The sequence below is a fragment of the Brachybacterium sp. GCM10030252 genome (assembly GCF_042666535.1).
In the GTDB taxonomy this organism is placed as follows: domain Bacteria; phylum Actinomycetota; class Actinomycetes; order Actinomycetales; family Dermabacteraceae; genus Brachybacterium.
Genome location: NZ_JBHTDM010000007.1, coordinates 58,464 through 82,960, shown reverse-complemented (window position 1 = coordinate 82,960; position 24,497 = coordinate 58,464). Strand labels below are relative to the sequence as shown.

Here is a 24,497-nt window from a genome sequence, read left to right as displayed (position 1 = left end):
AACGCTATCGAGAACGCCGACGGATGTGGACCCCGGGCCCTCGCGGAGAGGCCTCCGCTCGGAGTGTCGTAACGAAAACGTGACCGCCGACGTGCTGCTCGTCGGATTGTCGGACAAGGCCGTCCTATACGTGCCGACCTGCGCAAACGGGGTCGCGGTCGGCACGATGGCGGCCGGGGGCGAGAACTCTCTGTGTTGTGCGTCACGGGTGCCCGGATCGCGGACTCCCGCGCGCGCAGACATGAGTGAGCCACGGCGGCCGCATCACGCCGAATCGCGACGGACCTGGAGGGGCACTGGGTACCGTCATGGACATGACTCCTCTGGAATCACTCAATGAATGGCTGGGAAACGCCGAGGGCTGGCTGTGGACCTGGGCAGGGATGCCCGTGGTCGTCGTGCTCGCCCTGTACTTCACGATCCGCTCCCGGGGAGTGCAGTTCCGGATGATCCCGGCGATGTTCGGCGCGATCACGCAGAAGGCGCAGCGTGAGCAGCGCGGGGCGGGCCGCAACCGCATCGTGAGGACCAAGTCCCTCAGCGCGTTCCAGGCCTTCAGCGTCTCCGCGGCAGCGCGCGTGGGCACCGGCAACATCTCCGGCGTGGCCGGGGCGATCTTCCTGGGCGGGCCGGGCGCCGTGCTGTGGATGTGGGTGATGTGCCTGCTCACCAGCGCTGCCAGCTTCATCGAATCCACCCTCGCCCAGCTGTGGAAGTCCCGTGCCGAGGACACCTACAAGGGCGGGCCGGCCTTCTACATCCAGCGGGGGCTGGGCAGCCGCGGCTTCGGGCTGTTCTTCGCGGTCCTGTTCATCTTCTGCTTCGCCTTCGCCTTCACCTCGCTGCAGGCCAACACCATCGTCGACGCGTTCAGCGGTGCGGTTGCGATCTACGCGGATCCTGCGGGGATGCCGTGGATGCCTGTCGTGCTCGGTGTGGTGCTGGCCGTCCTCACCGGTGTGATCGTATTCGGCGGGATGCGCCGGGTGGCCCGGGTGGCCCAGAACATGGTGCCGCTGATGGCGCTGATCTACCTGGTCATCGGCATCCTCATCGTCGGCCTGAACCTCGGTGAGCTGCCGCGTGTGGTCGGCCAGATCGTCACGGAGGCGTTCAGCCCGCAGGCCGCGATCGGTGGCGGCATCGGTGCCGCGATCGTCAACGGCGTCCAGCGCGGGATGCTCTCGAACGAGGCGGGCATGGGCTCGGTGCCGAACGTGGCCGCCACCGCCTCGGTCAGCCACCCGGTCAAGCAGGGCCTGGTCCAGACCCTCGGGGTCTACTTCGACACGATCCTGATCTGCTCGATCACCGCGTTCATCGTGCTGGTGGCCTTCCCCGACGTCTCCGCCGGCGGTGAGGGACTGGTGATGGTGCAGGAGTCGATGACCGCCAACCTCGGTGGGTGGGCCGCGATCCTGCTGGCGGCGATCATGTTCCTGCTCGCCTTCACCTCCGTGCTGGGGAACTTCTCCTACGGCGAGGCGAACATGCACTTCATCACCAGCAAGCGCGGCTGGCATATCGCCTTCGGCCTCGCCGTGGTCGCCCTCGTGTTCATCGGTTCGGTGATCTCGGTGGACCTGGCCTGGTCCATCGCCGGGGTCAGCATGGTCTTCATCGCGATCATCAACCTCATCGTGATCGCCCTTCTCGCCCCGACCGCCATGAAGCTGCTGCGCCACTACAACGAGCAGCTGGCACAGGGCCACGACCCGATCTTCCTCGCCTCGGACCTGCCCGAGATCAAGAACATCGAGGTCTGGGAAGGCGTGGACGTCAGCGACTACCAGGACAGCAGGCGCAACGCCGGAGTCTGACCGGCGGGCCCGGCGACGACGGGAACGGCGCACGGCGGACGCCAGGTGACGGGTACGACCGGTCACCTGGCGTCCGCTTCGTCCTGCGCGCGCCGTTAAGATGGGTTGGCCCGCCACGCGGGCACGGGCCTGTAGCTCAGTTGGTAGAGCATCGGACTTTTAATCCGCGGGTCGAGGGTTCGATCCCCTCCGGGCCCACTGGTCAGCGCAGCGGCTGGGTCGAGGTGCGAGAGCGCCCACTCTTCCGAAGCCGGGCGTAGCCATGCAGGGGACCCGGACGGTGTTGCCAGGCCGCGCACAGCCCCCGGTGGTGCCATCGGGGGATGAAGCTGAGTCGACTCCTCCACTCCGCACGAACTGCCCTGCGCAGCGAGAAGGGCCGCCGGGCAGCCACGCGTGCCACGGACACGGTCGCCGACACCGCGCGGCGCGCGTCGCCGCGTCACAGCGCGAAGATCGACCAGGCACAGCAGAGCGCCAGGAAGTACCTCGACCGCCAGTGAAAACAGGCACGCGCCCCTGATCCGACCCGGGAAGGTCGTATCGGGGGCGCTGTCATGCAGCCAGCGGCGTCGAGCTCGGCGGTCGGCGTCAGCGCGTCGCGCGCACGGCGTCGACCACCTGCTGGCACGCGGCCAGGCCCGCCCACTCGTCGTCGTCCGCGCCGGCGTAGACCAGGCACAGCGGTCCGTCATAGCCGGCGCCCAGCACCGCCTGCAGCACGCGGCGGTAGTCCTCGGTATCCAGGGTGCCTTCAGCGGTGGTGGGGCACTTGGCGTGGGAGGTCTCGGCGAGGCCGCCGATGCTCGCCAGCTGCGCCTCGCGATCGGGCATCTTCCAGTTGTCCAGATCCACCAGCAGGCCGATGGAGCCTCCCGCCGCATCCAGCAGCGCGTGGACGTCTTCGGCCGAGGCCAGCAGGTCCTTCCAGTTCTCGGTGACCACTCGCACCGGGGAGCCGGCGGCCAGCCGGGCCAGGCGCTCGCCGCTGGCGGCGATGAGCTCGGGCGTGGGGGAGGACTCTCCCGCGCACACGCGGCCTCGCTTCGCGCCGAGGACGGCGGCGTCCTCGAGCCAGCCGGCGATCCAGGCCTCGTGGGCGTCGGCGTCGGTGGGGTGGACGGGGTCGCCGGAGTCCACCAGCAGGGCATCCAGCGTCACGTCGGCCTCGGCGAGGGCGCCGCGTAGCTCTTCGAGGTAGGAGCGGTCTCGGCGGGGCAGGTGGAAATGGCACAGCTGCACGGTGCCGACTCCGTGGGCGGCGAGCTCGCGCGGCAGGTCCAGCATGTCCACGGCGCCGGGCGCAGCGGCCGTCGGCGTCATGGCGGAGGAGCCGGGCGGGTTGGCGTGTTCGGCGATGAATCCGCCGAGCGTGCGGTGCAGCGACCAGGCGTGCACGGCCATCGGCGTTTCCGGAGCGGGGGAATCGGCGGCCGGGTCATCGGCGGGGGCGGTGTTCTGGGCAACAGTGCTCATGGCGCCAATGTATCGGCCCCGTGCCTTCCGCATGTACGACCGGCCGACGCGACGGATGGCGATGGGCCGCCGCTCTCCGGCGCAGCATCGACCCACTCAGAGCAGCACGAGAACTCCGCCCAGCGCTCCGACCGTGACCGCAGCCGCGCCGAGCACGACCGCCCAGGGGGAGAGCGTGCTGCGACGAACCGTCATGGTGGTGGCGTAGATCGAGGCCATGCTCGATACCAGCAGAACGGCGGCCACGACGACCAGGACGAAGCCGAGTGCTCTCACAGGGCGGCCTCGGCGCGGGGAGCGATCGTCATGGACGTGATCATCCCATGACGCCGAGACGGGCAGCCGCAGCGGGGTCGAGCTCACGCGCTCTCGCGCGTCACCCCGTGGAGCGATGGCAATCGGTCCGCCGAGCGATGTGCGGGCGAGTCCGCGGATCTAGCGTCGAGGTGTGGAACAGATCAACGACTTCATCCTGCAAGCGGCCGAATCGCCATGGCTTCTCCTGGTCATGTTCGTCGCCTCCGTGATCGACGGGTTCTTCCCTCCAATTCCCAGCGAGACCGTGCTGGTGGCGGCCGTCGCGACCGCCGCGGCCACCGGGGATCCGGTCATCATCGTGCTGCTGGGCCTGGTCGCCGCGGCGGGCGCCATCATCGGTGACAACATCGCCTACCTGCTCGGCCGCACGCTGGGGGACAGGATGCCGCGCTGGATGCAGGGGCGGCGCTTCTCCTCGGCCCTGGCCCGCGCCCAGCAGTCCCTCGAGCAGCGCGGGGCGCCGTTCATCCTCTCCGCCCGCTTCATCCCCGTCGGCCGGGTCGCCGTGAACATCAGCGCAGGTGTCCTGCGCTATCCGTGGCCCCGGTTCGCGGCGCTCAGCGTCGTCGCCGGCTTGATGTGGTCGCTGTACAGCACGGTCATCGGCGTGGTCGCCGGGCAGTGGCTCGGTGACCAGCCGCTGCTCAGTGCGGTCATCGGAGTCGTGGTGGCCGGCGTGATCGGCCTCGTCGTCGACCGGGTCAGGACGGCCCGAGGACGCGCGTCGGCACGGGCGCGGACGACACCTGCCCTGCTCCCGGCCGGCCATGCAGCCCCGGACCGCGTGGCCGCGACGGGCGCTGGCCGTGAGCCGGCATCGCCCCGTGGTCCCAACGCCCCAGTGGCCCTCGGACCCGTCGTGCCCTGCCCTGCGGCGCTCTGACCCGCCGAGACGGGCGCATCGGCGCCGACAGCCACCCTCCCAGGTAGGGCCTGTGCGTGGTACGTGAGAGTGATGTGCCGGGATGCGCTGCGGGCTAGCGTCGGAGTGTGGACCACACCGATTTCCCCGGCGATCTCCCGCGCTCGACCAGACGGGCGCGACGGATGCGCATGGTGCCGCTGGCCGCGCTCATGGTCCTAACCGTGACGCTGTTCTCGGTGCTCGTGCCGATCCACGCGACCTACTACGGCACGCCCGTGCCGGTGGCCATCCCGCTCGGGGCCGCCCTGTGCAGCGCACCGCTGATCGCACTCAGCGGACCCCGAGTGGCAGCCGTCGTCTTCGGCGTGGCCGCCCTGGTGCTGCCCCTCGTGACCTCGGCGAGCCGGGACCTGTCCTGGCCGTGGCCCTGGTCGGTGCCGGCCATGATCACGTTCACGGTGTTCGTCCTGGTGATCGCCACCGTCCACGGGTGGCGCATCGGTCTGGTGTCCTGGGCAGCGCCCATGGCCGCCTCCCTCGCCCTGCCGATGATCGTGCCCGCCGTCCCCGCGAGCACGGCCGGCCCGAACCTCATCGTGACGGCCTCGATCACCGGCGCCGCGCTGCTGGTGGCGGTGCTGCTGGCCGGCAGGATCCGCGTGGGCGAGGAGCTGAACCGGGAACGGGAGCTCACGGCATCGGAGCAGGCACGGCGCATCCTCGTCGAGGAGCGCACCCGGATCGCCCGGGAGCTGCACGACGTGGTCGCCCACAGCACCTCGCTGATCCAGGTCCAGGCCTCCACCGCCCGCTACCGGATCCCGGATCTCGCGCCGGAGGCCACCGCGGAGTTCGAGGAGATCTCCCAGACCGCCCGCAACTCCCTGACCGAGATGCGGCGCCTGCTCGGTGTGCTGCGCACCGAGGACGACGCCACCGAACTGGCACCGCAGCAATCGATCGCCGATATCCCGGCCCTGGTCGAGGGCATCCGCCGCACCGGCGGCGAGGTCGAGTTCTCCTTCTCGCCGCCGCCCGACGGATTGCCGCCCAGCCTGCACATCGCCGCCTTCCGCATCACCCAGGAAGCCCTCAGCAACGCCGTGCGCCACGCGCCCGGCGCTCCGATCGACCTGAGCGTCGGCACCGAGGGCTCCGCCGTCGCGCTCCGCGTGCACAATGACGAGGTGGCCGAGGGCGACGCCACCCAGCCCGGCGCTCGCCGGTCGCCCTCCATCGCGGGCCTCGACGGCACCGTCGCTGCCACCTCGGGCAGCGGCCACGGACTGCGCGGCATGCAGGAGCGGGTCTCGCTGCTGGGAGGCAGCCTCGCCGTGGGACCCGACCCCTCGGGAGGATGGACCGTCTCCGCGGTGCTGCCGTTCGATGATCGGGACGGGAGGCCGGAATGAGCATCGACGTCCTGATCGTCGACGACGCCGCGATGGTCCGCGCGGGATTCGCCGCGCTCCTGGACGCCCACGACGGGATCCGGGTCGCGGGCCAGGCCACCACCGGCAAGGAAGCTCTTGCGCTCGCCGCCCGGCTGAGCCCGGACGTGATCGTCATGGACGTGCGGATGCCGGAGCTGAACGGCATCGAGGCGACCCGGCAGATCCTGGGACCGGGCTTCCCGGCGGCGAAGGTGCCGCGGATCCTCATGCTGACCACCTTCGACATCGATGACTACGTCTACGACGCCCTGCAGGCCGGGGCCAGCGGGTTCCTGCTCAAGGACGCCCCGCCCGAGGAGCTCGTCCATGCGGTGCGCGTCGTCGCCGCCGGCGACGCGCTGCTCTCCCCGGGCATCACCCGGAAGATGATCGCCCAGTTCGCCGCCCAGAAGCCGCAGCCGCCTCGCGCCGCGGGGCTGCTGGCGAAGCTCACCGAGCGCGAGCGGGACGTGCTGCTGCTGATGGGGCAGGGACGCTCGAACGGGGAGATCGCCGCCGACCTGTTCCTCTCCGAGCACACGGTCAAGACGCACGTGGGCAGGATCCTCACCAAGATCGGTGCCCGCGACCGCGTCCAGGCCGTGATCTTCGCCTACGACAGCCGCCTGGTCGAGCCCACCTCCTGAGATCACTCCCCGGTAGGGGGTCGCCAGGGCACCCGCGAGCGATGTCCTGGACGAGGCCGCGTCCATAGCCTCCTGGCGTCACCCCAGGAGGAGAACCCATGGCCATCGCCCCGGCGCCGCAATCCCGCACCGCCCCATCCCGCACCGCCCCATCCCGCACTGCCCCGCATCGCCCGGCAGGGCGAGCCTGGGGACGCGACGCCGGCATCGACCTCGTGCGGGCGATCTGCGTGCTCGTCATCGTCGTGCTGCACTCGCTCCAGGTGGGCGTCACGCTGGCACCGGCCGGGCCGGTCCTGGAGTACGCCACGGTGGGCGCCGCCTGGTACCCGCCGCTGACGTGGCTTCTCCAGGTGATGCCGATCTTCTTCGTGATCGGCGGCTTCGCCGGGATGCACGGGTACCGGCGGATGCGCGAGCGAGGCGGAACCGCGACCGGCTTCGTGGTGGGACGCGTCCACCGGCTGCTGGTCCCGGCCGTGGTGACGATCGCCGTCGCCGGCGTCGCGCTGGCCGTGCTGACCAGCGCCGGGGTTCCGGCCGATCTCGTGGCGCTGACCGGCATCCGCTACGGACAACCCCTGTGGTTCCTGGGGGTGTTCCTCGCCGTTCAAGCAGTGCTCCCGGCCCTCCTGACCGCACACCAGCGCGCTCCGCTGGCCACCCTCGCCGGCCTGGTCACCGGCGCCGTGCTGATCGACGCCCTGCGGCTGGCCACCGCCATCGAGGCCATCGGCTACACCAACCTCGCCTTCGTCTGGCTCGCCCTGCAGCAGGCCGGATTCTTCCTCGCCGACGGGCGCATCGACGCCCTGCGGCCCCGGACCCGAGCCCTCGGCGGGCTCGTCGCCGCCGCCCTGGCAGCCGGCACGATCGCTGCAGGGATCTTCTCCCCGGATCTGGTTGCCAACATGAACCCGCCCACCACCGTCCTGCTGCTCGTCGGCGCCGCCCAGATCGCTGTGCTCTCGCTCCTGCGCGGGCCGATCACCGCCCTGAGCAGGCGGCCCCGGGTCGCGGCGCTGACCGCGTTCGTCACGCAGCGCGCCATGACCATCTACCTGTGGAACCTCACGGTGCTGCTGGCGATGGCCGCCGTCACCGCGTTCGTCGCCGCCGCCGCAGAGCTGTCGCTGCCCGAGCCCTCGAGCGCGGGGTGGTGGCTGACGCGGCCGGTGTGGATCGCGCTGGCCATCGTCCTGACCGCAGGCGTGGCCCGGCTGCTCGGCGGCATCGAGCGGCTCCCGCTGCCGCAGGCCCCGACCACCTCCGCCTCGCGCGCGGCGCAGGCCGTCCTGATCGGCCTCACCGGCGTGCTGGTCCTCCTCGTGGCCGGCACCACCGCCCTGACCGCCACCACCGCGATCGTGCTGATCGTGCTCGCCCTCTCCCGCCTCCGGCGCACGGACGAGGCGGAGACGGAACCTCCACGCCCGGCGCGGCGAGAGATGGCACCCTGGGGGCGGTCTCAGCACACCGCACGATCGACCACAGGGAGCGTCCATGTCGCCAGTCCGGCTCACCGGGAACCTCGTCTGCGCCGACGTCGACGAGGCGAGGGTCGTCGAGGCATACCTGCCTCGCCACGTCGAACTGACCCGCGCCGAGGAGGGCTGCGAGTATTTCGACGTCACGCGGACGGACGATCCGCTGATCTGGTCCGTCCAGGAGCAGTTCCGTGATGCCGACGCGTTCGCTGCCCACCAGGAACGGGTCAAGGACGACGCGTGGGGCCGGGCGACCGCGACCATCAAGCGCGATTACGAGGTCACCGGGCTGCCTACCGAGACAGCCGAGTGAGGGAGCCCGCGGCGCGGCACTGGTGACGCGGTGTGCGCCGACGGGTGCCCCGCACCGAAAGGGCCAGCCCCTTACTCTGAGCGCATGCCCTCCCTCCTGTGCCTGGATCTCGGGACCTCCGCTGCCAAAGCGGCGCTGATCGACACGACGGGCACCCTCCGGGCGCAGGCGAGCAGCGCGTACCCCACCCGATCCGCCCCGGGCGGAGGAGCGGAGCAGGCTCCGTCGGACTGGGTGCGCTCCGCACGCGCGGCGATCACGGCCATCCGGGCCGACGGGCCGGGCGATGGCTCGCCCGATGCGCCGATCGGAGCGCTGTCCCTGACCGGGCAGATGCAGGACCTCGTGCTCGAGACGGGCGACGGCACCGACGTCCCGGCCATCCTCTACAGCGACACCCGTGCCGCTCGGGAGGCCGACGAACTGCACGCGGCTTTCCGAGACGAGGATGCAGCAGTCTCCTCGTGGGACCGGATCACCGGGAACCTGCAGGACGCCACCAGCTGCGCCGCGATGTTCCGCCGCCTGGTACGCACTGACCCGGGCCTCGTCCAGCGCACGCGGGGCATCGTGTTCGGTCCCGCCGGCCACCTCGCGCACCTGCTGGGTCTGGGCTGCTGGTGCGATCCGACCACGGCCGCCGCCACCGGCCTCCTCGACGCTCGCAGCCGCACCTGGTCGCCGCCGATCGCGGCGGCCGCAGGCATCGACGAGACACTGCTGCCCGCGATCACCACGAGCGCCGGCCAGGTCATCGGCCGCACCGGTGCGAACGCGCAGCAGCTGCTGGGCCTGCCGGCCGGTCTTCCCGTGGTGCTCGCGCCCGGTGATGCCGGGGCGACGACGCTGGGCCTGGTCGGCCTCGACCCGGGGGATGAGTACGCCTACCTCGGCAGCAGCGGGTGGCTCGCGTCCGTGCTGCCCCGCGTCCACTCCGCCTCGCGCCCGGGCGCATCGCACCACCTCGCCCTCGGCGCGACCCGCCGCGCCCCCAGCGGCACCCTGCGGATCTCCGCCCTGCTCGCTGCCGGCGCCGCAGCATCCTGGGCGCGCGAAGCCCTTCTGGAGGGCGTATCCGCGGCGACGGCCGACGCCATGCTCGAGCGCCGCGAGGCCGAGCACGGTCGCGGGCCGACGGGCCTGCTCGCCCTGCCGTCTCTTTTCGGGGAGCGTTTCCCCGTACGGGACGGCAACCTGCGCGCCGCGGTCATCGGCATGGGAGCGGGCACCCGCGGGATCGACATGTATGCGGCGGTGCTCGAGGGGATCGCCCACGCCCTCGCCCACGCGCACGTCGAGGGGGCGGAGGGACGGCGTCCGCTGGCGGTGACCGGTGGGGGAGCGGCCTCCGCGCCGTGGCTGCGGATCCTCGCCGACGTCATGGGCCGGCCCGTACGGACCCTCGAGCAGGACGACGCCGCCCTGGTGGGCTGCGCCATCGCCGCGGCCGACGCTCTCGGACTGGAGCACGGCATCGTCCCGCTGGCGGCCCGGGAGACCGTCCGCACCATCGAGCCGGAGCCGTCGGCCGCCGAGGCGCATGCCTCGCTGCGACCGGCCCATCGCGCGCTCTACACCGCCGTCGCCGAGGTGCGCGCACTGCAGTGACAGCCGGACCCTCGCTCCACCGCGGCGGAGCGTCCCGGCTCACGCCGGAGGGTCAGCGGAAGCGCTGGATCGCCTGCGGGACGCTGGCGGCGAGATCGCGGATGTCCTCGTGCTCCGTGCTGGCCAGGACCTCCTCGAGCGGTCCCCGCGCGAGGATGCGGCCCTGCCCGAGGAAGGCGACCTGCGGGCACATGCGCTGGAGGAGCTCGATATCATGCGAGGCGATCAGCGTGCCCACGCCGAGCCGCTGGATCAGAGCGGTCAGCGACGCGGCGATCTCGCCGCGCATGCCGGGGTCCACCGCGGTCAGCGGCTCATCGAGCACCAGGATCTCCGGGCGCGTGGCCAGGGCCGTCGCCAGGGCGACTCGCTGCCTCTCGCCCCCGGAGAGCGTGATCAGCGCACGATCCAGGACATGGTCCTCGAGGCCGACGGTCGCGAGCATCTCCGCGGGGGAGACGGCGTGGGTGCGGCCTCCCTTGCGGGCCTCCTTGGCCGCACGCTGCAGGCGGGCCCGTACGGTCTCGCGTGGATCCGAGATCGTCATCGAGTACTGCGACATGAAGCGCACAGCGGCGCGGAACTCCTTGCGATCCTTCCCGCGCAGGCGGCCGACGCTGCGACCCTGGTAGGTGACGTCCCCGGCCGATGGCTTCAGTTCCCCGCGCAGCACATCGATCAGCGTGGTCTTCCCGGCTCCGGAGGGGCCCAGCAGGCCCAACGGCGCCTCGCCCGCGCTGATCGTCAGATCCACCCCCTCGAGCACTCTCTCCCCGGGGTATCCGGCGTGAACGGCGGAAGCGGTCAGGGTCGTCGAAGGCGGCATCGATCTCTCTCGGCAGTGGGCGTCGGGCTCGAAGGCACTGTAGCCGTGCCGGCTGGGGGAGTCCGGGCCGCGCGTCGCGGGATCGGTGACAGTGCGCTTCCCTCGGGCCGTGCCGTCACCGCCGAGAGCACGTCAGCCGCACTCGGCGCCAAGGGCCTCGAGCGCGGCATTGACCTCCTCCCACATCGAAGGTGTTCAGGCCCTCCTGGACGCGGCGCCCGGCGTCGTAGAGGTCCGACCGGGCCGGGTCGGCAGTGCCGGCGGCCATGAAGGAGCTCGCGATGGCGGTGATCTCGAATATCTGCGGGGTCTCGAGACTGAACTCCGATTCCTCGAAGGGGAGGTCGCTCTCGATGCGCTCGAGGACTGCGCACCCCTCGGCGACGTTCTGCTCCGCGCGGGAACCGCCTGATCCGCCGGAGCCGGAGGAGAGCATGAACCCGCCGACCCCGCCGGCGCCGAGCCCGACGACTCCGGCGACCACCGCTGCCGCGATCGCGACGATGACGAGGGTGCGTGTGCGGTGCCTGCGGGTGGAGGGGCGAACCGGTCGTGAGGGATCCTGAGCAACCATGTATCCAGCCTAGATGGCCTCTGAGAGGGTGCTGGTCCGGCGGCTGGATGAGGGGCGGGATGTGCTGCGGGCGGCGGGCTGCCCGGTGCCGGTCCGGCCCCGGGCAGCCCGCCGATCACTCAGGCGAAGGGACGGGAGACCTCATCGAGCGCAGCGACTTCCTCGGCCGAGAGCTCGAGCGAGGCGGCGGCGATCAGGGCGGGCACCTGCTCGGTGGTCGAGGCCGAGGCGATGGGCGCCGTGACCCCCTTGGCCAGCAGCCACGCCAGGGCCACGCTGGTGATCTCCGCGCCGTGAGCGGAGGCGACCTTCTCCAGCGCGTCGACGACGGCCAGACTCTCGTCGGTGACCAGGGACTGCGCCATGCCCTTGCGAGCGCGACCTTCCAGATCCTCCCTGGAGCGGTACTTGCCGGTGAGCACACCGGAGGCCAGCGCGAAGTAGGGGAAGACGGCCACGTCGAACTCACGGGCGATCGGCCCGTAGGAGTTCTCGTAGTCGGCCCGGTGCAGCAGGTTGTACTGAGGCTGGATCGCCACCGGGACGGTCAAACCCTCGCGCTGTGCGGTCTCGAACCACTCGCGCATGCGCTCCGGGGAGAAGTTCGACAGCGCGACGTGACGCACGCGGCCGGACTCGACGAGCCCGTGGAAGGTGCGGACCTGATCGGCGATCGCCACCGACTCGTCATCGAAGTGGAGGTAGTACAGGTCGATCACGTCGGTCTGCAGACGCTGCAGCGACTCCGTCAGCGCCGCCTCCACGTTCGCGGCCTCCAGGCCCTTGCGGTCCGGCTTCGAGCCCACCTTGGTGGCGATCACCAGCTGGTCGCGGTTGCCGCGCTCGGCCATCCACTGCCCCAGAACCGCCTCCGACTCTCCGCCGGAGTTGCCCTCGACCCACGCGGAGTACCCATCGGCGGTGTCGATGAAGTTGCCGCCCGCGGCGACGTAGGCGTCGAGCACGGCGAAGGACGTCTCGCGGTCCGAGGTCCATCCGAAGGTGTTGCCACCCAGGTTCAGCGGAAAGACGTCGAGTTCGGTGCGGGGGATGAGTGTCATGACAGCTCCTCGGGAACGGGTGCGGTGCGGCCGACAGCTGGCGGCTGCGGCTGGGGCGCCGTGGAAGGCGCCGCAGGATGCAACGCTGTGAGGCGCCCGGAACATCTCAGCCCGCGGCGACCAATTCTGGCCATCGCGGTTCTCCCGGGGCGGCTCCAACCGCGGGAGACGAGAGGACGGATTCAGTCGAGGCAGAACTCATTGCCCTCTGGATCGGCCATGACGAGGAAGCCAATGCTCATGGGTGGTTCCGGCTCGTGGCGGAAGAGCCGCGCGGCGCCGAGGCCGAGCAGCCGCTGTGCTTCCTCCTCGAGTGCCTCCATGCGCTCAGCACCACGCAGTTCACTCGCCGTCCGCACATCGAGATGGACCCTGTTCTTGACGACCTTGCCCTCGAGCACCTGCTGGAAGAACACCCGCGGCCCCGTCCCGTCGGGGTCCTCGAGGGCGGAAGCGCTATTGCGCTGCTCCGGAGGGATCCCGCTGCGTTCTAGGAACTCGTCCCACGCCGCCAGCGGGTCCTCACCCGCGGCGACCGTCGTCCCGGGTGGGGCCGGATGCACGTACCCGAGCACGTCGCGCCAGAAGGTGGACAGAGCGCGGGGGTCGCGGGCGTCGATGGTGATCTGGATGGTGCTGCTCATGGGACCTCCGTCATCGAGTTGGAGGCTCCAGACTGCCTACCCCTGAAGGACAGGAGGTGTCCTTGGAAATCGGCGATCCTGTGGCGCGGGCCTCCGATCGGCATCTGCACGACGTGTGCGAGCTATTCGCTGATCCGCTGACCCAGCAGCGACATCACGGAGTCTCGGGCCTGCTGGCCCTGCTCCCCGCGGCGGGCGACCAGCAGTTCAATGACCGCTTCGAGCACCAGGGTCAGCGCGACCCGCGAGGTCTGCATCAGCTCGTCGGAGAAGGACTCGTGGACCGTGGGCACCACCAGCGCCACATCGGCCAGCTCGGTCAGCGGGGCGGAGGTGAACGAGGTCAGCGCCAGCACCGTGGCTCCGGAGGCCCGCGCCTCGGTGGCCACGTCCAGGGACGACGGGTTCGCGCCGGAGCCGGAGATGACCAGGCACACCGAGTCCGGGCCGAGCCGGCGGGCGGAGATCAGCTGCGAGAGCGGGTCGGGGATGAACTCCGCGGGCCGGTCCACCGAGCTCAGACGCATCGCCGCGCTCAGCCCCAGCGGCACCGAGAGCCCGGCTGCGGCGATCACCACGCGGTAGGCACCATCCAGCGCCGTCACGAATTCATCGACCGTCTCGTCCGAGAGGGCGGAGGTGACCCGGGGGAGCGTCTTGGCGAACCGCAGGATCGAGGCGCGCACGGCCCCGGCCTCGCCTGCCCCGTCGGCCGCGCCCGTGCCGTCGGCCTCATCGAAGGACAGCTCCCGCGCCAGGGCGACCCGCATCTGCGGGTACCCCTCGTACCCCAGGGTGCGGGCGGTGCGGATCACCGAGGCACGACCCACCCCGACCTGGTCGGCGAGCTGCTGAGCGGTGCATTCGACCGCTCCGGCGAGATCCGCGGTGATGCGGTCCACCACGAGCCGTTCGGTGCGCTGGAAGGACGGGGCCAGCGCCGCGATCCGGGCGCTGAGCGGAGCATCGGCGGGACCGGTCCACGTCATCAGCGCGCCCCTTCCATGATCCGCCGGCGGATGCCGCCGGAGACCAGATCGATCAGCATCGTGACCGCGACGACCACGATCAGCAGCATGCCCACCGTGTCCCACTCCCGGTAATTGGTGTAGTTCGAGAGCATAGTGCCGATGCCACCTGCGCCGATGAGGCCCAGCACCGCGGAGGTGCGGATGTTGATCTCGAAGCGGTACAGCGCGAACGACATCAGCGTGGGCAGGGCCGCCGGCCACAGCGCCCACCGGGCGACCTCGGCCGTGGTCCCGCCGGCGGCGCGCACGGCCTCGGAGGCGCCCTCCTGGACCGACTCGATCGCCTCGTAGACCCATTTGCCCTGGGTGCCGATGCCGGCGATGCCGAGGGCGAGCGCGCCGGTCAGCGGCGTCAGCCCCGTCACCGTCAGCAGCACCAGGGCGATCACCACCTCCGGCACGGCGCGGATCACGGCGAACAGCCAGCGCAGCGGGTAGCGCAGCCACGCCGGGCCCACGCCGCGCGCGGCCAGGATGCCCAGCGGGATCGAGACCGCCACGCAGCCGATCGCCCCCAGCCACGCCATCGAGATCGACCGCCAGGTCTCGAACAGTGCCCGCGGCAGCTTCTCCCAGTTCGGCTCGGCGAACAGCAGCTGCAGATACGTCACCACGCGCGCCGGGATCTCGCCCAGAGAGCCCCAGGCGATGTCGAGCCCGGCGGTGGCCAGCAGCACGATCGCTCCCGCGACCACGGCGGCGATCGTGGGGCCGACGCGGGAGGGGCGCGGGGGCAGTGTCGGCGCGGCGGGAGCGACGGCGCCGGCGGGGGCCGGGGTCCCGGTGGCGGCGCTCATCGCAGCCTCCTGCGCAGCGTGGTCGAGACCAGTTCGATCGCGACCACCACCACGAGGATCTCGAGGATGATCAGCGAGACGTCCTCGTAGGCGTAGAACGCGCGGCGCTCATCCAGCAGCCGGCCGATGCCGCCGGCGCCGACGATGCCGAGGATCGCCGAGATGCGCACGTTCAGCTCCAGCGAGTACAGCCACTGAGTGGCGAACAGGGGCCAGGACTGCGGCAGGAGCGTGCGGCGGTTGATCTGGGCCTGGGTGCCGCCGGCGGCCCGGCCCGCTTCGAGGTAGGGGTGGTCGGTGGAGTCGATCGCCTCGGAGACCAGCTTGATGACCACGCCGGCGTCGAACAGGATCAGGGTGACCACGCCCGGCAGGGTGCCCACCCCGATCATCGCGACCAGGATGGTGGCGTACACGAGATCGGGCACGGCGCGGACGATGTTGACCACGAACCGCACCGCCTGGCGGGTGAGCGGGTTCGGGTTCGAGGGGCGGGCGGCCCACAGCGTCACCGGGATCGAGAGCAGCGCCGCGCTGACCGCCCCGACCACGGCCATCGCGAGCGTCTCCAGCATGGGGCCGAGAGTGCGGGGCGCGAAGGCGAGGTTGGGCCGGGCCAGTTGCTGCAGCTTGGTGGCGCCGTTGCGCCAGTTGTCCAGGATCGAGGCCAGATCCAGTTCGACCCCGCCGATCGCCGGGAGGCACGTGGAGAGCGTGAAGGCGGCCAGCGCTGCCAGGATCAGCGCCGTGCGCAGCCGGTTCGTCGGCCGCGGGGGCAGTGCCGGCCCGGCGGGCAGGGGAGCGGCCGCGCGGCCCTGCGGGGCGCTCATACAGCTTTCCCCAGCACATCGCGGCCCTGGACCGGCCGCCCGTAGATGGTCTCGAAGTCGGCGTCCGTGGCCTCGGCGGCCGGGCCGTCGAAGACGAGCTCTCCCTCGCGCAGCCCGATCATCCGGGTCGTGTACTGCCGCGCCAGGTCCATCAGGTGCAGATTCACCAGCACCGTCAGCCCGCGCTGGTCGTTGATGCGCCGCAGGTCGCCCATCACGGAGTGCGCGGTGGGCGGGTCCAGGCTCGCCACCGGCTCGTCGGCCAGCATCACCGAGGGCTCCTGCGCGAGGGCCCGGGCGATCGCGACCCGCTGCTTCTGCCCGCCGGAGAGGGCGCCGGCGCGGTGCCAGGCCCGCTCGAGCATCCCCACCGACTCCAGTGCCGCCGCGGCGATCCGGGTGTCCTCGGCGCGGGCGAGACCCAGCAGGGTGCGCCAGGCGGGGGAGTGGGCGAATCGACCCACCAGCACGTTGCTGAGCACGCTCGTGCGCTCGGCCAGGTTGAAGCCCTGGAAGATCATGCCGATGCTGCCTCGCAGCTCGCGCAGGCCGCGACCGGAGAGTTGGGAGACGTCCTGATCGCCGACGACGACGGAGCCGCTGGTGACGGGGACCAGGCCGTTGATGGTGCGGATCAGCGTGGACTTGCCGGAGCCGGACAGCCCCACCACGGAGACCATCTCGCCCGGTGCGATCGACAGCGTGATCCCGCGCAGCGCGCGGGTGCCGCTGGAGTAGGTGACGGTGACGTCGCGGAGGGTGATCGGCCAGGCGGCGGCCGGGGCCGGTGCCCCGGCCGCCGTGGCCGCACTCCCCGCGGAGCTCGCTGAGATCGGGGTGCTCACTCGGAGAACTGCTCCAGGATCTCGCCGTAGCGGGCAATCTGCTCCGGCTGGGTGTCGGTGGTCCAGTCCGAGAGGCCCACCAGCTCGAACATGACGTCGGCGGCCTCGTCGGAGGACTCCGCGTACTCGTCCATCAGGGTGGCCAGCTCGTCGGCCATGTCGTCGGGCAGGCTGTCCGAGACGGCGACGCCGCCGTTGGGGATCATCTCGGTGTAGGCGAACACCACGGTGTCCTCACCGACCGTGGGCGCTTCCTCGGTGACCGTGGAGCGGGCATCCCAGTAGGCGAAGCCCACCTCGGCGTCCCCGTTCTGGACCGCCAGGACCGCGTTGTTGTTGCCCTCGACCGGGACCTGGTTCAGGGAGTCGGTGTCCACGCCCTGCTCCTGCATGGCCACCAGCGGGTACTGGTAGCCGGCCGGGGAGGTGGCGGCCTGCAGCGCGACGGGGGTGGAGGAGTCGATCTTGCCCAGCGCCTCGACCCCGGCGGGCCCCTCACCGGTGGCCTCGGCGCCGGTCTCGGTGCCGTTGCAGTAGGACATCTCGTCACCGGTGGCGCCGTAGGTGGCGGTGACGACCTCGTCCTCGCAGTACTTGTCGGGGTTGTTCGTCATCGCGATGGCCGAGTAGGAGGTCGCCCCGAAGCGGACGTCGCGCAGCACCAGCTGGGCGTCGTGCTGCTCGGTCGCGTTGTACAGCGAGCCGGCGTCGGTGATGATCACCTGCGCCTGATCGGCGCCGAGCGCCTCGACCGTGGCGGCGTAGTCGTTGGCGACGACGCCGTGGACGTCGATGCCGAGCCCGTCGGAGAGGTACTCCGTCAGCGGGTCGAGGGCCTCGGCGAGGTCCTCGCCCTCGACGGAGGGGACCAGCGAGATGGTGATCTCCTCAGGCCGCTGATCGGAGCCGCCGGAGGCGGCGTCGCCGCCCGCGGAGGAGCAGCCGACGAGGGAGAGCAGCGCGAGGGCCGCGGCGGACGTGGTCAGGAGGTTCTTGCGCATGGCAGGCGAGCCTTTCGGGAGGTGAGGGCGGTTCGGCTGTCGGACGGAGCGTGATCGGGTCGGTCGGAGGCGGCGTCGGACGGTCGGGCAGGACATCGGCCGCTGCCCACGGGGTGCAGCGGACCTCGGGTCTCAGGCGGAGGCGGCCACACGATGGGCGCGGGCCCAGTCGCGGATCGGTTCGTAGAGGTCGGTCAGGGTCTCGCCCCGCAGGGTGGGGCGGGCTTCGGGGACCTCGCGGACTCCCACCAGCGCGGTGTCCGCGCCGAGGCGGGCGGCGGGAGCGAGGTCGAACTCCCAGATGTCGCCGACGGCGAGCACGGGCCCGCGATCGAGGTGGTGGGCGATGATCGGTTCGAGGCCGACGGGCTTTCCCACGTCGTGGTGGCGCTCGTGGAGCGAGTGCTCGATGCCGAGCGAGATCAGGGCGCGCTCCACGCCAGCCTCCGGGGCGTTGGTGGCCAGCACGCAGGTGGCCGAGGTGGACAGCTCCGCCAGGAACGCCGACAGGCCCCGGGGCGCGACGACCGGGGCGTCCTCGGTGCCCAGCAGGTCGCGGCTGGCGAGGTAGGCGCGGCTGAGGTCGGTCTCGGTGATGCCCCGGGCGAGGGCGGTGGTGCGCACGGCGTCGTACGCGTCCCGGTGGTCGGTGGCGCCGGCGTCGAAGGACTCGATCGCGGCGAGGCAGGCGCGGACTATGTCGCCGCCGCTGTCGCTGTTGCTCGACCGGTCGTCGAGTGCGGCGATGTACGCCTGCAACGGGCCGCGCCCGAGGGCGAGGGTGCCGTCGAAGTCGAGGACGACGGTGGGGCCAGCGGTCACGGAGAGCCTCTCGGTGCGGAGCCCGGACGGGCTCGGTGGACGATGCGGCCACCATAGGTATACCGAGTGGACGGATTGGCCACGGGCGGGTGAACACTGCGTGACGACGCACGGGCGCCTTGTCCCTCGTGGGCGGTCGGGCCAGCCCTCGCGGGCGATCGGGGCCCGCGATCGCCTGTGATCCGGACCCGCCGTCGCGAGCCCTCGACCGCCTCCGCACCCGACGGGCGAGGGCATGACAGCGCCCCGGCCGTTCGAGACGCGTGCTCGAACGACCGGGGCGCTCTGGGCTTGTGGCGGCTAGCCGCTACGTGCTGGTGGAGACTGCTCGTGGCGCTCGCGCACGGTCAGCGCTGCGGACGTCGCAGCCAGACGGTGGCTGCGCCCGGCAGCATGCGCTGCCCGTCGGGCCCGCTCTCGAGCTCGGCGCTGGTGACCAGCACGTCCCCCTCGGGAACGGCCACGGGGGAGTCCCCGAAGTTGGTGACGTTCAGCCACCCGCCGGGACGCTCGAAGCCCAGCACCTCTCCGCGGCACAGTTCCTCGTCCCAGGTCAGCGTCTCGTCCGTCTGCAGCTCGCGGCGGCGGGACAGGGCCGCACGGTACATCTCCAGCGTCGAGCCCTCGAGGCCCTCCTCCGCCTCGACCGAGTACTCGGCGAACCAGTCGGGCTGGGGCAGATGCGAGCCGTCCTCGCCGAAGCCGAAGGAGGACCCGTCACGAGTCCACGGCAGCGGCACCCGGCAGCCGTCGCGCCCCAGCCCGTCCTGGCCGCGGTCGCCGGGCGCGCTGCGCCAGAACGCGGGATCCTGGCGCTGGTCATCCGGAATGTCGGCGACCTCGTGCAGGCCCAGCTCCTCGCCCTGGTACAGGTAGGCGCTGCCGGGCAGGGCGAGCTCGAACAGGGTCGCGGCCCGGGCGCGGCGCAGGCCCAGGTCCCGGTCGATCTCGTCCTCCGGGCCGCCGGCCATGATCCAGTCCGCACCTTGCTTGCCGGGGCGGCCGTCGCGCGGCGGCAGCCCGTAGCGGGTCGCGTGGCGGACGACGTCGTGGTTGGAGAGCACCCAGGTGCTGGACGAGCCGGTCTCCGCGGACTGGGCGAGGTTGTCGGAGACGATGCGGCGGAAGTCCTCCGCCTCGAAATCCGCCTCCAGGAGATCGAAGCTGAACGCCTGGCCGAGCCCCTTCGGACTGGCGTACTTCGCGCGCCGCTGAGCGGTCTCGACCCAGGCCTCGGCGACCCCGATGCGGGGCGGATCGTACTCGTCGAACACCTTCCGCCACTCGGCGTAGATCTCGTGGACCTCGTCGCGGTCCCACAGCGGATGATTGCCGTCCTTGGGGATCTCCTCCAGCTCGGCCGCGCTGGGGAGGTCCTCCGCGAGGTCCTTGGAGAGCCCATGGGCGACGTCGATGCGGAACCCGTCGACCCCGCGATCGGACCAGAAGCGCAGCGTGCGCAGGAAGTCCTCGCGGACCTCGGGATGCCCCCAGTTGAAGTCGGGTTGCTCCTTGGCGAAGCTGTGCAGATACCACTGCCCATCGGGCACCTGCGTCCAGGCCCGGCCGCCGAAGACGGACGTCCAGTCCGCCGGGGGCAGCTGCCCGTTCTCGCCCCTGCCGTCGCGGAAGATGTACCGCTTGCGCGCGTTCGATCCGCGCGGGGACTCCAGCGCCTCCCGGAACCACTCGTGACGGTCCGAGGAGTGGTTCGGGACGATGTCGACGATGAGCTTGATGCCGACGCCGTGCAGCTCCGCCACCAGCTCGTCGAACTCCTCCAAGGTGCCGATGCGCGGGTCCACGTCGCGGTAGTCGTCGACGTCGTAGCCGCCGTCGGCCAGGGCGGAGGGGTAGAAGGGGCTCAGCCACACCGCGTCGATCCCCAGCTGCCGGAGGTAGGGCACACGCGAGATGATCCCGCGGAAGTCGCCCATCCCGTCGCCCCTGCCGTCGGCGAAGGAACGCGGGTAGATCTGGTAGACGGCCGCCTGGCGCCACCAGTCGGCGTCGGCCCCGCGCTGTGCGGCGTCGGCGGACCGGTCCGGGGCGTCGCTCGGGCGGGCGGAGGTCGGGTGCGTCGTCAACGATGCTCCTCTCTCAGCTCTCTCGGAGGTCGGGTCCTGTCGGACACTGTCCGATTCTCCCGCGGGAAGCATGGGTTGTGAACGACGGGGGCGGCCTGCGGCTCAGGTGAGGTTGCGGCAGGTCCCTCCGATACCGGCCAGGAGGCCGGCGTTGCTGGCCACGGCAGCACGCGTCGAAACCCACCCGCTGGGCGCATCCCGCACCACGAGGGCGATCTCGAGCTCACTGCCCAGGCCGAGCAGACCGCCCAGTAGATTCGTCGGGACATCCGTGCGATAGGTGCCGTCCGACTGCTGCACAGTGTTGCCCGTGACGTTGAAGCCCGTCAGTGGGGCGAGGACCGATCCCAGGCCGCTGGTGGAAGCCCGCACCTCGATGTCCGCGAGCGTGTACCCCGCTGGGAGCGACCAGAAGATGCGCACACGGGCTCCGAGCCCCAGCACTCCGGGCCGGAACTCGCACGGCGCTGTCAGGCGCGGTGCGGGGATCGTGGCCGCGCGGGCCTGGCCGGAGACGGCGCTGGTCTGCGTCCATCCGGCCTCCGTGTGCTGGATGGACGTCGGCAGGGCGACGCCGAGCAGCAGGATCGCCGGCACCACTGCCCCAACCAGCAGTGCCGTGAGACGGCGACGGGAGGGCTGGCTCATACGGTGTCCTCGGTGTCCTCGGTGCTATGGGCGCCCGAGGTCGACCGGGCCCGCGGCCACAGGGCCCACACCACCAGCGCGCTCACGGCGAGGGTCACACCGCCGAGCATCCACGGGGAGTTCAGTGCCGCGACGGGGCGGGCCAGGCCGGGGATCGAGAACAGCACGAGGCGGACCGTGGTCACGGAGTACGGTGCCGGGTCCGGCCCGGGGTTCGCGTCGCCCTGCATCGTGATCTCCCAGCGCGCGTCCGCGGCCGGTTCGATCGAGGTCACGCGATGCGTGATCGGCAGGCGCTCGCCCCGCTCCACGGTCACCACGTCACCGACGCCGACCTCGGAGGCCGGCACTTCCCGCACCACCGCGAGCGACCCTTGCGGGATCGCCGGCTCCATCGACCCGGTGCGGAACAGGATCAGCGAGATGTCGAAGACCACCGCGAGCACGACCAGCACGATGCACAGCGCCCCGCCGGCCGCGGCGAGGTTCAGGACGGCGTTCAGCGCCCGGTCGGTGAGGGACCGCCGACCCACGTCGGAGCCTGGTGCGGCGTGCCGTGTGCTGGTGCTCATGTCGTCTCCGAGGTCGCGGTGATCTGCCACCGGGCGGTGGCGGTCTTGCCCTGCAGGGCGTTGTCGGCGCCCCGCGGGAGGGACAGCTCGAGGCACAGGTGGACGGCGGGGCCGGGCGCGTCCGGCCCCGCGGCGGGCAGGGTGAGCGGGCGCTGCGGATCCTGACCGGTTGTGAGGGGGACGGTCGTGGCGGACGTCCCCACGACGAATCGGGCGCCGTCCCCGAACGCGGGCCCGGCGCAGGTGCCGGTGCTCGGTTCGTAGGTGACCACGCGGTACCGCAGAGCCGGGCCGAGCTGCGGGGAGCCCGTCCCGTCACCGGTGACCTGGGCTCCGCCCAGCAGTGCCGTCCCGCCGAGCGAGCCCGCCGTGGTGCGCAGCGCCAGCGGCGCGTACCGGGCGGAGCCCGGCGTGATCCCGTCGGCCGCGAGACGCAGCTCGGCGGCGGTCTCGGCATGCGTCGCCCACGGGCCGCCGGGGGAGTAGGGGGCCGACGGGTTGGCCTCGACGACGAACGTCGAGGCGGAGAAATCCGCCTGCGCCCGGGTGGGGTCGGTCCACGCGGCGAGCGTCGTCGTGGCGCCCGCGCCCAGCGCGAGGCCCGAGGCGAGCACGGCCCTCACCCATAACCCCCAGGTGGTACGGGGCCCGGCTCCCGGTGTGCTGGACACCGGCCGGTCAGCTGTCCGAGGTGGCGAGGAACTCCCAGGTGGCCGTACCGGACTGCCCCTGCTGCAGAGCCTCACCTGCTGTGACCGTGAAGCAGAGGAAGATGGCGTCCCCCGCGGTGGCGCCATCGCCCGCTGCCAGATCGAAGTTCGCGGTGCCGGGCTCGGTGCCGAAGCTCGTGCCGGCCGGGACCAGCGTGTCCGCGGTGGAGGCCTGGCACCCGAAGGCGCTGGTCGTGGCGAGTGAATAGGTCAGCCCCGTCACCGTGCCCGAGGTCGCCGACGGTTCCACGGCGACGTTCGCGCCGTAGGTCGTGGTGTCGTCCAGGCGCACGGCAAACGGAGCAGTGACCGTATCGCCCGGCGAGAGGTTCGAGGCGTCGAGGCTGAACGCGAGCGGGGCGGCGGTGGCGGCCGTGGCGTGCTCGTCGTAGGTGGAGCCGTCCACGCTGCCCTCGAGGTCGAAGGCCCCGGACTCGAAGCTCCCGGTGGCGTATTCGGAGTCGTTCCACGCCGCGAGCGTGATGGCGGCGCCGACGCCGAGGACGAGGCCTCCGGCGAGCAGGGCGCGCACCTTGCGGGAACGGGTGGACGGGGCGGACGACGAGACCTCGGACATGGTTCTCCCTGGGGATGAGCCGGCACAGTGGGCAGGGCCCGGAGCGACGGATGCGGTGGGTGGGGTACTGCGGGAACAGCAGGACTGCAGGATTGGCGCGAGAACGGGAGCGGTTCCGGGGCACGTCGTCGTGCTGAACCGCGCCGAGCTCTCGCGCTGAGTCCATATTACGGGAGGAATCGGTCATCCCGGGTGGAATCGGGCAAGAAGGCGAGGCGGGTCTCAGAATGTCCCGACGTCATACGGTCCGCCCGGCGCCGTCATGCAGCGCCGACATAGGGTTGTCCGTGCTCACACACCCGAGGGAAGGACGGCAGCACGATGACCGCAGCAGAACAGGGAAGCGGGCAGCGCAGGCTGCGCGCCGGGGTGATCGGCCTCGGCTGGGCCGGCCAGCAGCACGTGGCCGCCTACGCCGCCGACCCCACCGTCGACCTGGTCGCTCTGTCCGCGATGGAGGAGCACCTGCTGACGCGGTTCGGGGACGAGCACGATGTACCGGGCCGCTACCGGGACTGGAAGCAGATGATCGCCGAGGCGGACCTCGATGTCGTCTCGATCGCGACGCCGACCTTCCTGCATGCTCCGATGGCGACCGCCGCCCTCGAGGCGGGTCTGCACGTGCTCACCGAGAAGCCGATGGCCGAGACCGCGGAGGCCGCCGAGAGCATGGTCGCTGCCGCCGGCCGAGCCGGTCGCGTGCTGGACGTGGCGTTCAACCATCGCCAGCGCGGTGACGTCACGGCCCTGCGTCAGGTGGTCGAGTCCGGGGTGCTCGGCAAGATCTACTACGCCAAGACCGGGTGGCTGCGCCGCCAGGGCATCCCGGGCATGGGCACCTGGTTCACCAAGACCGCCAGCTCGGGCGGCGGCGCGATGATGGACATCGGCGTGCACATGCTCGACATGGCGCTGCACCTGATGGGCGAGCCAGAGGTGACAGCGGCCTCTGCCAGCACGCACGCCGAGTTCGGGCCGCTGGGTCGCGGCGGCTCCGGCTTCGGCGTCTCGCAGGTCGAGGAGGGCACGCCCTTCGAGGTCGAGGACCTCGCCACGGCGTTCCTGCGGATCGACGGCGGCGGTACGCTGCTGCTCGAGACCAGCTGGGCCCAGTGGATCCCGTACGACCAGTGCTACGTCACCCTCTACGGGGCCGACGGCGGCGCCTCCATCGAATGGGGAGGGCCCCCGAGCGACCCGTACCAGCGCCTGAACGTGTGGACCGAGGTGGCCGGCATGCCTGCCGAGCTGCAGCCAGTTGCCGGGGAGGACGGTCGTCACGCCCGCGCGGTCGCGAACTTCCTGCAGAAGGTGCGCTCCGAGGACTGGGCCGCGCACGACGGGTCGCTCGCCCTGCGCCGTGCCCGGGTGCTGGATGCCTGCTACGCCTCGGCACGGACCGGCGCCGAGGTCACCGTCGAGAACTGACCCGTTCCCGGCCCCTTCCGGCGACGGGGCCGCCTATGACGACGGGGCCGACCGCGAATCATCGCGATCGGCCCCGT

26 protein-coding genes and 1 tRNA gene are annotated in these 24,497 nt (G+C 71.6%); 10 read left to right on the top strand and 17 right to left on the bottom strand.

The annotated features are described in order from the left end of the window. The first annotated feature begins 314 nt into the window (after nt 1-314). From ACFQRJ_RS06700 to ACFQRJ_RS06690, 3 genes are all read left to right on the top strand, one after another. Entirely contained in the window at nt 315-1,820 is a 1,506-nt protein-coding gene (locus ACFQRJ_RS06700; protein ID WP_377018210.1) for an alanine/glycine:cation symporter family protein, read from the top strand. Nucleotides 1,821-1,945: 125 nt separating this feature from the next. Beyond that, nucleotides 1,946-2,018, top strand: a tRNA-Lys gene (locus ACFQRJ_RS06695). Nucleotides 2,019-2,143: 125 nt separating this feature from the next. Then, nucleotides 2,144-2,323, top strand: a complete 180-nt coding sequence (locus ACFQRJ_RS06690) for a hypothetical protein (RefSeq protein ID WP_377018209.1) — start codon at nt 2,144-2,146, stop codon at nt 2,321-2,323. 88 nt (nt 2,324-2,411) lie between these two features. Here the strand turns inward: ACFQRJ_RS06690 and ACFQRJ_RS06685 are convergent, their stop codons facing one another. Further along, nucleotides 2,412-3,296, bottom strand: coding sequence for a sugar phosphate isomerase/epimerase family protein (locus tag ACFQRJ_RS06685; protein ID WP_377018208.1), 885 nt, complete (start codon nt 3,294-3,296; stop codon nt 2,412-2,414). 96 nt (nt 3,297-3,392) lie between these two features. After that, nucleotides 3,393-3,659 carry a hypothetical protein gene (locus ACFQRJ_RS06680; RefSeq protein WP_377018207.1) on the bottom strand — a complete coding sequence of 89 codons (267 nt, stop codon included), beginning with the start codon at nt 3,657-3,659 and terminating at the stop codon, nt 3,393-3,395. An 85-nt stretch (nt 3,660-3,744) separates the two neighbouring features. On the opposite strand from ACFQRJ_RS06680, the gene ACFQRJ_RS06675 reads away from it, so the two are divergent. The 6 genes from ACFQRJ_RS06675 (at nt 3,745) to ACFQRJ_RS06650 (ending at nt 9,967) form a co-directional block, all read left to right on the top strand. Beyond that, a complete protein-coding gene (locus ACFQRJ_RS06675) occupies nt 3,745-4,497 on the top strand; it encodes a DedA family protein (RefSeq protein WP_377018206.1) in 753 nt (250 codons plus the stop codon). Nucleotides 4,498-4,604: 107 nt separating this feature from the next. Beyond that, nucleotides 4,605-5,891 (top strand): sensor histidine kinase, encoded by a 1,287-nt coding sequence (locus ACFQRJ_RS06670; protein WP_377018205.1) that lies wholly within the window; start codon nt 4,605-4,607, stop codon nt 5,889-5,891. Continuing rightward, a complete protein-coding gene (locus ACFQRJ_RS06665; RefSeq protein WP_377018204.1) occupies nt 5,888-6,559 on the top strand; it encodes a response regulator in 672 nt (223 codons plus the stop codon). Before ACFQRJ_RS06670 ends, ACFQRJ_RS06665 begins: the two co-directional genes overlap by 4 nt. 98 nt (nt 6,560-6,657) lie before the next feature. Then, nucleotides 6,658-8,241: an acyltransferase gene (locus ACFQRJ_RS06660; RefSeq protein ID WP_377018203.1), complete on the top strand. Its 1,584-nt coding sequence runs from the start codon at nt 6,658-6,660 to the stop codon at nt 8,239-8,241. Beyond that, a complete protein-coding gene (locus ACFQRJ_RS06655; protein WP_377018428.1) occupies nt 8,135-8,359 on the top strand; it encodes a putative quinol monooxygenase in 225 nt (74 codons plus the stop codon). The genes ACFQRJ_RS06660 and ACFQRJ_RS06655 overlap by 107 nt, the downstream gene beginning before the upstream one ends. Nucleotides 8,360-8,443: 84 nt before the next feature. Continuing rightward, nucleotides 8,444-9,967, top strand: a complete 1,524-nt coding sequence (locus tag ACFQRJ_RS06650) for an FGGY family carbohydrate kinase (protein ID WP_377018202.1) — start codon at nt 8,444-8,446, stop codon at nt 9,965-9,967. Nucleotides 9,968-10,019: 52 nt separating this feature from the next. On the opposite strand, the gene ACFQRJ_RS06645 is transcribed toward ACFQRJ_RS06650, so the two are convergent. The 15 genes from ACFQRJ_RS06645 to ACFQRJ_RS06575 form a co-directional block, all read right to left on the bottom strand. Further along, the gene (locus ACFQRJ_RS06645; protein ID WP_377018201.1) at nt 10,020-10,721 is read right to left on the bottom strand and encodes an ABC transporter ATP-binding protein; all 702 of its coding nucleotides are present in this window, start codon (nt 10,719-10,721) and stop codon (nt 10,020-10,022) included. Between the two features lie 187 nt (nt 10,722-10,908). After that, nucleotides 10,909-11,367, bottom strand: coding sequence for a hypothetical protein (locus ACFQRJ_RS06640; protein WP_377018200.1), 459 nt, complete (start codon nt 11,365-11,367; stop codon nt 10,909-10,911). 119 nt (nt 11,368-11,486) lie between these two features. Next, the gene (locus ACFQRJ_RS06635) at nt 11,487-12,428 is read right to left on the bottom strand and encodes an aldo/keto reductase (protein WP_377018199.1); all 942 of its coding nucleotides are present in this window, start codon (nt 12,426-12,428) and stop codon (nt 11,487-11,489) included. Nucleotides 12,429-12,610: 182 nt separating this feature from the next. Next, entirely contained in the window at nt 12,611-13,072 is a 462-nt protein-coding gene (locus ACFQRJ_RS06630) for a VOC family protein (RefSeq protein ID WP_377018198.1), read from the bottom strand. Between the two features lie 122 nt (nt 13,073-13,194). Then, the gene (locus tag ACFQRJ_RS06625) at nt 13,195-14,061 is read right to left on the bottom strand and encodes a MurR/RpiR family transcriptional regulator (RefSeq protein WP_377018197.1); all 867 of its coding nucleotides are present in this window, start codon (nt 14,059-14,061) and stop codon (nt 13,195-13,197) included. After that, a complete protein-coding gene (gene phnE, locus ACFQRJ_RS06620; protein ID WP_377018196.1) occupies nt 14,061-14,900 on the bottom strand; it encodes a phosphonate ABC transporter, permease protein PhnE in 840 nt (279 codons plus the stop codon). The genes ACFQRJ_RS06625 and phnE (ACFQRJ_RS06620) overlap by 1 nt, the downstream gene beginning before the upstream one ends. Beyond that, nucleotides 14,897-15,730, bottom strand: coding sequence for a phosphonate ABC transporter, permease protein PhnE (phnE, locus tag ACFQRJ_RS06615; protein WP_377018195.1), 834 nt, complete (start codon nt 15,728-15,730; stop codon nt 14,897-14,899). The genes phnE (ACFQRJ_RS06620) and phnE (ACFQRJ_RS06615) overlap by 4 nt, the downstream gene beginning before the upstream one ends. Further along, on the bottom strand, nt 15,727-16,575 hold the full coding sequence (phnC, locus tag ACFQRJ_RS06610; protein WP_377018194.1) for a phosphonate ABC transporter ATP-binding protein: 849 nt from the start codon (nt 16,573-16,575) through the stop codon (nt 15,727-15,729). The genes phnE (ACFQRJ_RS06615) and phnC overlap by 4 nt, the downstream gene beginning before the upstream one ends. Next, nucleotides 16,572-17,576: a phosphate/phosphite/phosphonate ABC transporter substrate-binding protein gene (phnD, locus tag ACFQRJ_RS06605; RefSeq protein WP_377018193.1), complete on the bottom strand. Its 1,005-nt coding sequence runs from the start codon at nt 17,574-17,576 to the stop codon at nt 16,572-16,574. Before phnD ends, phnC begins: the two co-directional genes overlap by 4 nt. 132 nt (nt 17,577-17,708) lie before the next feature. Next, nucleotides 17,709-18,398: an HAD family hydrolase gene (locus tag ACFQRJ_RS06600; RefSeq protein WP_377018192.1), complete on the bottom strand. Its 690-nt coding sequence runs from the start codon at nt 18,396-18,398 to the stop codon at nt 17,709-17,711. Nucleotides 18,399-18,745: 347 nt separating this feature from the next. Next, nucleotides 18,746-20,485 carry a glycoside hydrolase family 13 protein gene (locus tag ACFQRJ_RS06595; RefSeq protein WP_377018191.1) on the bottom strand — a complete coding sequence of 580 codons (1,740 nt, stop codon included), beginning with the start codon at nt 20,483-20,485 and terminating at the stop codon, nt 18,746-18,748. Nucleotides 20,486-20,587: 102 nt separating this feature from the next. Next, a complete protein-coding gene (locus tag ACFQRJ_RS06590) occupies nt 20,588-21,133 on the bottom strand; it encodes a hypothetical protein (RefSeq protein ID WP_377018190.1) in 546 nt (181 codons plus the stop codon). Then, nucleotides 21,130-21,705, bottom strand: a complete 576-nt coding sequence (locus ACFQRJ_RS06585) for a signal peptidase I (protein ID WP_377018189.1) — start codon at nt 21,703-21,705, stop codon at nt 21,130-21,132. The genes ACFQRJ_RS06590 and ACFQRJ_RS06585 overlap by 4 nt, the downstream gene beginning before the upstream one ends. Continuing rightward, nucleotides 21,702-22,328: a hypothetical protein gene (locus ACFQRJ_RS06580; RefSeq protein ID WP_377018188.1), complete on the bottom strand. Its 627-nt coding sequence runs from the start codon at nt 22,326-22,328 to the stop codon at nt 21,702-21,704. The genes ACFQRJ_RS06585 and ACFQRJ_RS06580 overlap by 4 nt, the downstream gene beginning before the upstream one ends. A gap of 55 nt (nt 22,329-22,383) precedes the next feature. After that, on the bottom strand, nt 22,384-22,992 hold the full coding sequence (locus ACFQRJ_RS06575; RefSeq protein ID WP_377018187.1) for a SipW-dependent-type signal peptide-containing protein: 609 nt from the start codon (nt 22,990-22,992) through the stop codon (nt 22,384-22,386). A 321-nt stretch (nt 22,993-23,313) separates the two neighbouring features. Between ACFQRJ_RS06575 and ACFQRJ_RS06570 the strand changes: the two genes are divergently transcribed. Next, nucleotides 23,314-24,420, top strand: coding sequence for a Gfo/Idh/MocA family protein (locus ACFQRJ_RS06570; protein ID WP_377018186.1), 1,107 nt, complete (start codon nt 23,314-23,316; stop codon nt 24,418-24,420). Nucleotides 24,421-24,497: the final 77 nt, after the last annotated feature.